The sequence below is a fragment of the Actinotalea sp. C106 genome (assembly GCF_023630195.1).
Taxonomy (GTDB): Bacteria; Actinomycetota; Actinomycetes; order Actinomycetales; family Cellulomonadaceae; genus Actinotalea.
Map to the genome: position 1 here is coordinate 1 of NZ_JALPKN010000179.1, position 6,703 is coordinate 6,703.

Below are 6,703 nucleotides of genomic sequence, written 5' to 3' on the forward strand. Positions count from 1 at the left end.
CGCAGGCGACCGCGACCGCGGCGAGGCACAGCGCCCCGGCCGCGAAGGTCAGCGGACGCCGCCAGGCGTCGGTGCCTCGGCCGGCGAGCCACCGGTGCGGCCGCGGCGTGCTGGTGTCGAGGACGACGGTCCGTAGCAGGGTGTCGGCGTAGGTCTGGTTCTGCGGGTGCCAGAGCGGTCGCAGGTAGCCGACGAGCAGGATCGAGTCGAGCAGGTGGGTCACCCAGCGTCCGAGGGTGCGTACCAGCCCGATCGCCCGCCCCTCGGTGACGTCGACGACGGCGATGCCGACGACCAGCTTGCCGGGGGTGCTGCCCACGTAGGCCTGCATCGTGAGGAGCAGGAGGGCCGTCACCCACAGCGTCGGCGCGTCGAGCCACGGGCTCGGGCCCAGCCCCGGGTTGAGGCCGATCATGCGGCGCTCCGCGATACCGAGGTCGCCGGCGGTCAGCGTCCAGATCGACCCGAGGATCGCGCCGTCCAGCAGGTGGGCCACGACCCGTCGGGACCACGAGGCGTAGACCTCGGACTGGTCGGGGGCCTCGAGGGCCCCCTCGGACGGTGGTCCGGGGGCCGGGCGGGTGCCGTCCTGCGGGCCGCCCCCTGCGGTCGCCATCGGAGCATCCTGGCACGCGGCGTCCCCCGCTGTCAGCGTCCGGGGGCGACGAGACGCGGTCCGCGTCCCGGGCCCGGCGACGGCGGGGAGCGAGCGTCCGCGCTGCCGGTGCGGGAGCCGGATGGAAGGCTGACGGGCAGAGCGCGGGGTGGACCCGTGTGTGACGGAGAGGCGGTGCTTGCGTGGACGTGCGAGAGATCCTGACTGACGGGTTCGACCGGGTGCGGGAGGAGGTGGTGGCGGTCCTCGACGGCATCGCGCCGACGGATGTGGACCGCGTCCCTGCGCCGGGGGCCAACACGATCGCGTGGCTCGTGTGGCACCTGAGCAGGGTGCAGGACGACCACGTCGCTGACGCCTTCGCGCAGGAGCAGGTCTGGACCGAGGGCTGGGCCGAGCGCTTCGGGCTGGACCTGCCGCGGCTCGACACGGGGTTCGGTCACGGCCCAGCCGAGGTCGAGGCGGTGCGGGTCTCCCCGGATCTCCTCGTCGGCTACCACGAGGCTGTCCACGCTCGCACGGTCGAGCTGCTCCGCAGGGTCGGTGCCCGCGACCTGGACCGCGTGGTGGACGAGGCCTGGGACCCGCCCGTGACCTTGGGGGCGCGCCTCGTGAGCGTGATCAGCGACGACCTCCAGCACGTGGGCCAGGCCGCATACCTGCGAGGTCTGCTGCAGAGTCCGCGTTCCTGACCGTTCTGCCAGGAGGGCGGGCACGGCCCCGCGGCGAGGGTGGACGCCGCCGACAGCCGTGCCCGCGCGAGGGGGGTGGGCGCCGCCGACAGCCGTGCCCACCGCGGAATAGCCCCGGGGGACTCGCGGTTCTGCCGAGTGAATGGTTGAATGTTGTACGAACCTCGAGTCGGGAGCCATCATGCAGTTCGGAATCTTCAGCGTCGGTGACGTCACGCGTGACCCGACGAACGGCCGCATCCCCACCGAGGGGGAGCGCATCGACGCCATGGTGCGGATCGCGCTCAAGGCCGAGGAGGTGGGGCTCGACGTCTTCGCCTCGGGGGAGCACCACAACCCGCCGTTCGTCCCGTCCTCGCCCACCACGCTGCTGGGCTACATCGCCGCGCGGACCGAGCGGCTCCAGCTCTCGACCGCGACCACGCTGATCACGACCAACGACCCGGTCAAGATCGCGGAGGACTACGCGATGCTGCAGCACCTCTCGGGCGGCCGGGTCGACCTGATGATGGGTCGGGGCAACACCGGGCCGGTCTACCCGTGGTTCGGGCAGGACATCCGCAACGGCATCCCGCTCGCGATCGAGAACTACGCGTTGCTGCACCGGCTGTGGCGCGAGGACGTCGTGGACTGGGAGGGCAAGCTCCGCACCCCGCTGCAGTCGTTCACGTCGACCCCGCGCCCGCTCGACGGCGTGCCGCCCTTCGTGTGGCACGGGTCGATCCGGAGCCCGGAGATCGCCGAGCAGGCCGCGTACTACGGCGACGGCTTCTTCCACAACAACATCTTCTGGCCCATCCACCACACCAAGCAGATGGTCGGCCTGTACCGTCGGCGCTTCGAGCACTACGGCCACGGCGGCGCTGACCAGGCCATCGTCGGCCTCGGTGGCCAGGTCTTCATGCGCAATAGCTCGCAGGCCGCGTGGAACGAGTTTCGTCCCTACTTCGACAACGCCCCGGTCTACGGCCACGGCCCGTCGATGGAGGACTTCACGGAGCAGACGCCCCTCACGGTCGGCAGCCCGCAGCAGGTGATCGACCGCTACGCGGCGATGCGCGACCACGTGGGCGACTACCAGCGTCAGCTGTTTCTCATCGACCACGCCGGCCTGCCCCTCGACACCGTTCTCGAGCAGATCGAGCTCCTCGGCACCGAGGTGGTGCCCGTGCTGCGCAAGGAGTTGGCCGTGGGGCGCCCTCCGCACGTCCCGGACGCACCGGTCCACGCCACCCTCGTCGAGGCGGCCGGCGGTGCTCGCGACGTCACGGTCTACGCGGACACCGACGCCGTCACCGGGCGTGCCCCGGCCCCGGTCCGATGACGGGGATCGACGAGCCGGTGCGGCGGCGGATCGCGGTCGTCTCGGCCGGGCTGCGCAACCCGTCGAGCACCCGCCTGCTGGCCGATCGACTCGGTGACGCGGTGGGCCGGGAACTCGGGGAGCGCGGGGCCGTGCCGTCGGTCGAGCTGGTCGAGCTGCGTGACCACGCGCACGACCTGACGAACATGCTGCACACGGGTTTCGCCTCGCCTGAGCTGCAGGTCGCGCTGGACGCGGTGCAGGCCGCCGACGGCCTGGTGGCCGTGACGCCGATCTACAGCGGCACCTTCACGGGGTTGTTCAAGAACTTCGTCGACGTGCTGCCCGAGGGGGCGCTCGCGGGGCACCCGGTGCTGCTCGGCGCCACGGCGGGCACGGCTCGCCACTCCTTGGCCGTCGACCACGCCCTGCGTCCGCTGTTCGCCTACCTGCGTGCCGTCGTGGTGCCGACCGGCGTCTTCGCGGCGACGGACGACTTCGGCCACAGCCAGGGCGTCCGTCAGGACGACCACGTCGCTCCCCTCGCGGACCGCGTCGACCGTGCCGCGCGCGAGCTCACGGAGGTGGTGCTGTCCTCCTCACGCCAGCGCGCAGCCGATCCCTTCGACGACCCGACCCCGTTCGAGCAGATGCTGCGCGGCGGCCCGATCAGGTAGCTGTCACGCTCTGACGTCGTGCGGCCGCCCGACCAGGTGGCCCTCACGGTCTGTCCTGGTGCGGCCGCCCGACGGGTCTCGACCGTGCCCGGCGCGTGACGACGCGTTCGGGTGCGCGTTCGGGCTCGGCGAACAGGGCCAGGGCGTCAGGTGAAGGGGGCTGTGGCGAGGCCGGTGGCGATGGCGGTGGCGGGTGTGCCCGTGGCGGTGGCGGGTGTGCCCGTGGCGGTTCCGGTCGCAGTACTGGTGGTGAGGCTCCCTCGGCGAGGGGCGAGCCGTCAGGTCGTCGGAAGGCCCATCCGCCCCCGGGCAGGGCGTCGATCCTCAGGTGACGCCGGTGGACGAGGTCGTGGTGGAACCAGCAGAGCAGGATCCCGTTCTCGACCGAGGTCGGTCCGCCGCTGGCCCAGCTGACCCGGTGGTGGACCTCGCCGAGGTGGGGCGGCGCGGTGCACCCGGGGTACTGGCAGTGCCGGTCGCGCGCGAGCACCGCACGTCGAAGGTGGCCCCCGTAGGTCCGGTGGGCTCGGCCCACGTCGAGGACCTGGCTGTCGGGCCCGAACACGACACGGCTCATCTCGCTGTCGCAGGCGATCCGGGCGAGGACCGACGCGGGCAACGGCTCGCCGTTGTCGAGTTCGGCGGGGGCCAGGTCATCGCCGACGCCGACGCCGGAGCCCGTGCCCGATCCCGCCTGACGGGTCAGGCCTTGGAGCGTCTCCCACGAGACCGTCACGGTCAGGTGAGGGCGGACCTGGGCCCCACCCCCGACGAGACCCTTGTCGAGCACCACCCGGGCCAGGTCGCCCAGGGCGGCGCCGTCGCGCTCCTGGGGTGTGCGGGAGTCGTCGGCGGCAGGCACCCCACGGACTGCTCGCAGAGCGGTGGCGAGCGCTGCGCCGTGCTCGGCGGTCAGGAACCCCTGCAGGGCCACGCCGTCGTGCCTGGGGGAGAGGGTGAGGTACTCCTTGGCCACCGCCTGCCCGTGCTCGGTCTCGGCGGTCTGGGCGTCGACCCTCATCGCCCACCGCCTGGCCTCGCGTCGGAACTCGTCGACGCCGACGGCCCTGGCTCTGGCCAGCAGGAAGTCCTCGTTGCGGTCGGTGCTGGTGCTCGCCAGAGCGGCGCGCCGTGTCGGAGAGGTCGGTGCTACCCGAGCCAGGACCTGGGCGTGCTCGAGGGTGATCTGCCCAGCGGCCACGGCTGCGCGGGTACCGGCGAGGTCGGCGTCGAGGGCCTGACCCAGCCGCGCCTCGGTGCGGGCGGCCCCCACGGAGGACCCTTGCCGCCGGGCCACCCACTCGGGGAAGGTGCGCGCGCCCCCGGCCGACCATCGGCCGTCGGCCTCGACGACCGCGAGCAGCCGTGCTGCTGCCAGCCCGAGACGGTCCATCACCCCGCGCAGCTCCCCGTGGAGCGACGCAGCCGTGATGGGGTCGACCGCGGCGAGGTCGACGTCGACCAGAGAGGCCGCGTGGGCGCGGAGGCGGTCGACCTGCACGGTGAGCTCGTCCGCCGAGCAGCCTGAGGGGGCGACCTGATCCGAGGGGGCCGCCTGATCCGAGGGTGCCGCCTGATCTGACGGGGCCGCGCGACCTGACCGGTCCGTGATGTCCAGGAGGTCGCCGGGGTCCGAGCGGTCCGCGGGCGCGACGCCACGCATCTCCCGCACAGTCCTGGCCATCCGGTTCCCTCCCATCACCCATCGACTCGAACAAGTGTACGAATCGCCTCCGACATCGGAGCCGCAGGACCGTCGAGGCTGGGGAGACGGTCTGCTCCAGCGACCTGTGGACAGGACCGCGCCGACCGAACCCGCCCCGACCGAACCCACCCCGACCACACCCACCCCGACCACACCCAGCCCCACCAGCCCACCCCCCACGTGCTGTACCCACCTCGCTCTCGTCCTTCAACCTCGGGCCCTCGTCTGCCGATGACAACCGGGGGGATGACGGGGAGGACGGCTGATGCACACGGTGCTGGCTGTGCTGAACCTGCTCGGGGCAGGGCTCGCGGGGCTCACCGCCGGGCTGGTCTGGCGACGCCGTGCGGGCTCGCCGCTGGCCCGACCCCTGGTCCTGGCACTCGTCGGCTGCGTGGTCTGGGCCGTGGTGCGCAGCGCCTCGACCCTCGCGACGCACCCGGACGTGACCCTCGCCCTGGACTACGCGGTCTACCCGGCGGTGGCCCTGGTCACCGCGTCGGGCTTCTGGTACCTCATGGTGCTCGCGGGGTGGCGGTCGGTCCTGGACCACCGGGTCGCCACGCTCCTGGCGGTCGAGCCGGTCGTGCTCGTCGTCGTCGTGCTCACCGACCGCAGCCACGGCTTGCTCTACCGCAGCGTCGGCCAGCGGGTCGACGGCCGTCTGGTGACCGAGCTCGGTCCCCTGTTCGTGGCCCACGCGGTCTACAGCTACCTGCTCCTCGTGCTCGCAGGGGCCTTGGTCGTGCGAGCCATGTCCCGCGCGGTGGCCGGCCACCGGCGCGTCTACGCGGTGGCCCTGGTGGGTGGCCTGGTGCCCTTCGCGGGGAGCGTGGTGAGCCTGCTGTGGCGACCCGACGGCGTCACGGTCGACCTCGCCCCGAGCCTCTTCCTCGTCACCGCGGGGATCTGGTTCTGGGTCGAGAGGTACGGCGAACCCGCGGGCCTGGTGCCGCTCTCGACGCGACAGGTGCTGGCCGCCCTGACCGACGCCGTCATGGTGCTCGACCCCGAGGGCCGTGTCCTGGACGTCAACCCTGCGGGGGTACGGCTGCTGACCCGCGCGTCCCCACGGCGCCGGGAGAGCCTCATCGGCGCGCGCTGGTCCGAGCTGGTGCCCGCCGACGTCCGCGTGGTCTTCGAGGGGGCCGTGGTCGGTGGGGTGCCCCTCGACGGGCAGCCTGCCCGCACGGTGCGCGCGCCGGACGGGCGGTCCTACGAGGTCCGCGTCAACCGCATCACGGCCTCGCGCCAGGTGGTCGGCGCCGTGGCGGTGGTGCGCGACGTGACCGAGCTCGAGCGGTTGCGTGCCGAGCTCGCCGAGCAGGCCGTGCGAGACGGCCTCACCGGTCTGTACAACCGACGCCACCTCGAGCTGGTGCTCCTCGAGGCCGTGGTCCGCGCGGGATCCGCGGGGACGCCGCTCAGCGCGGTCATGGTGGACATCGACCACTTCAAGCAGGTCAACGACAGGCACGGGCACGCCGTGGGCGACGCCCTGCTGGTCAAGGTCGCCGACGAGTTGGCCGGCGGGGTGCGGGAGGCCGATGCCGTCGCCCGGTACGGGGGGGAGGAGTTCGTGCTGCTGCTCCCAGGATCTGACGCGACGACGGCCGCCGAGCGTGCCGAGACCTGGCGCGAGCGCTGCGCCGCGCTGCGGATCGCGGCGGCCGACGGCGAGATCGGCGTGACCATCAGCGCGGGCGTCGC

At 73.0% G+C, this 6,703-nt stretch carries 6 protein-coding genes; 4 read left to right on the forward strand and 2 right to left on the reverse strand.

The window, feature by feature from the left end:
* Positions 1–616 (reverse strand): RDD family protein (locus L0B03_RS12110; RefSeq protein WP_250446066.1); only part of this gene is annotated, 616 nt, incomplete at its 3' end.
* Positions 617–798: 182 nt separating this feature from the next.
* Here L0B03_RS12110 and L0B03_RS12115 point away from each other — a divergent pair.
* The 3 genes from L0B03_RS12115 (at position 799) to L0B03_RS12125 (ending at position 3,288) form a co-directional block, all read left to right on the forward strand.
* Positions 799–1,308: a DinB family protein gene (locus L0B03_RS12115; protein ID WP_250446068.1), complete on the forward strand. Its 510-nt coding sequence runs from the start codon at positions 799–801 to the stop codon at positions 1,306–1,308.
* 181 nt (positions 1,309–1,489) lie between these two features.
* On the forward strand, positions 1,490–2,632 hold the full coding sequence (locus tag L0B03_RS12120; protein WP_250446069.1) for an LLM class flavin-dependent oxidoreductase: 1,143 nt from the start codon (positions 1,490–1,492) through the stop codon (positions 2,630–2,632).
* Positions 2,629–3,288 (forward strand): FMN reductase, encoded by a 660-nt coding sequence (locus L0B03_RS12125; RefSeq protein ID WP_250446070.1) that lies wholly within the window; start codon positions 2,629–2,631, stop codon positions 3,286–3,288. The genes L0B03_RS12120 and L0B03_RS12125 overlap by 4 nt, the downstream gene beginning before the upstream one ends.
* Before the next feature lie 43 nt (positions 3,289–3,331).
* Here the strand turns inward: L0B03_RS12125 and L0B03_RS12130 are convergent, their stop codons facing one another.
* Positions 3,332–4,972: an HNH endonuclease signature motif containing protein gene (locus L0B03_RS12130; protein WP_250446072.1), complete on the reverse strand. Its 1,641-nt coding sequence runs from the start codon at positions 4,970–4,972 to the stop codon at positions 3,332–3,334.
* A 286-nt stretch (positions 4,973–5,258) separates the two neighbouring features.
* On the opposite strand from L0B03_RS12130, the gene L0B03_RS12135 reads away from it, so the two are divergent.
* Positions 5,259–6,703: diguanylate cyclase (locus tag L0B03_RS12135; protein ID WP_250446074.1), on the forward strand; the 1,445-nt coding region annotated here is incomplete at its 3' end.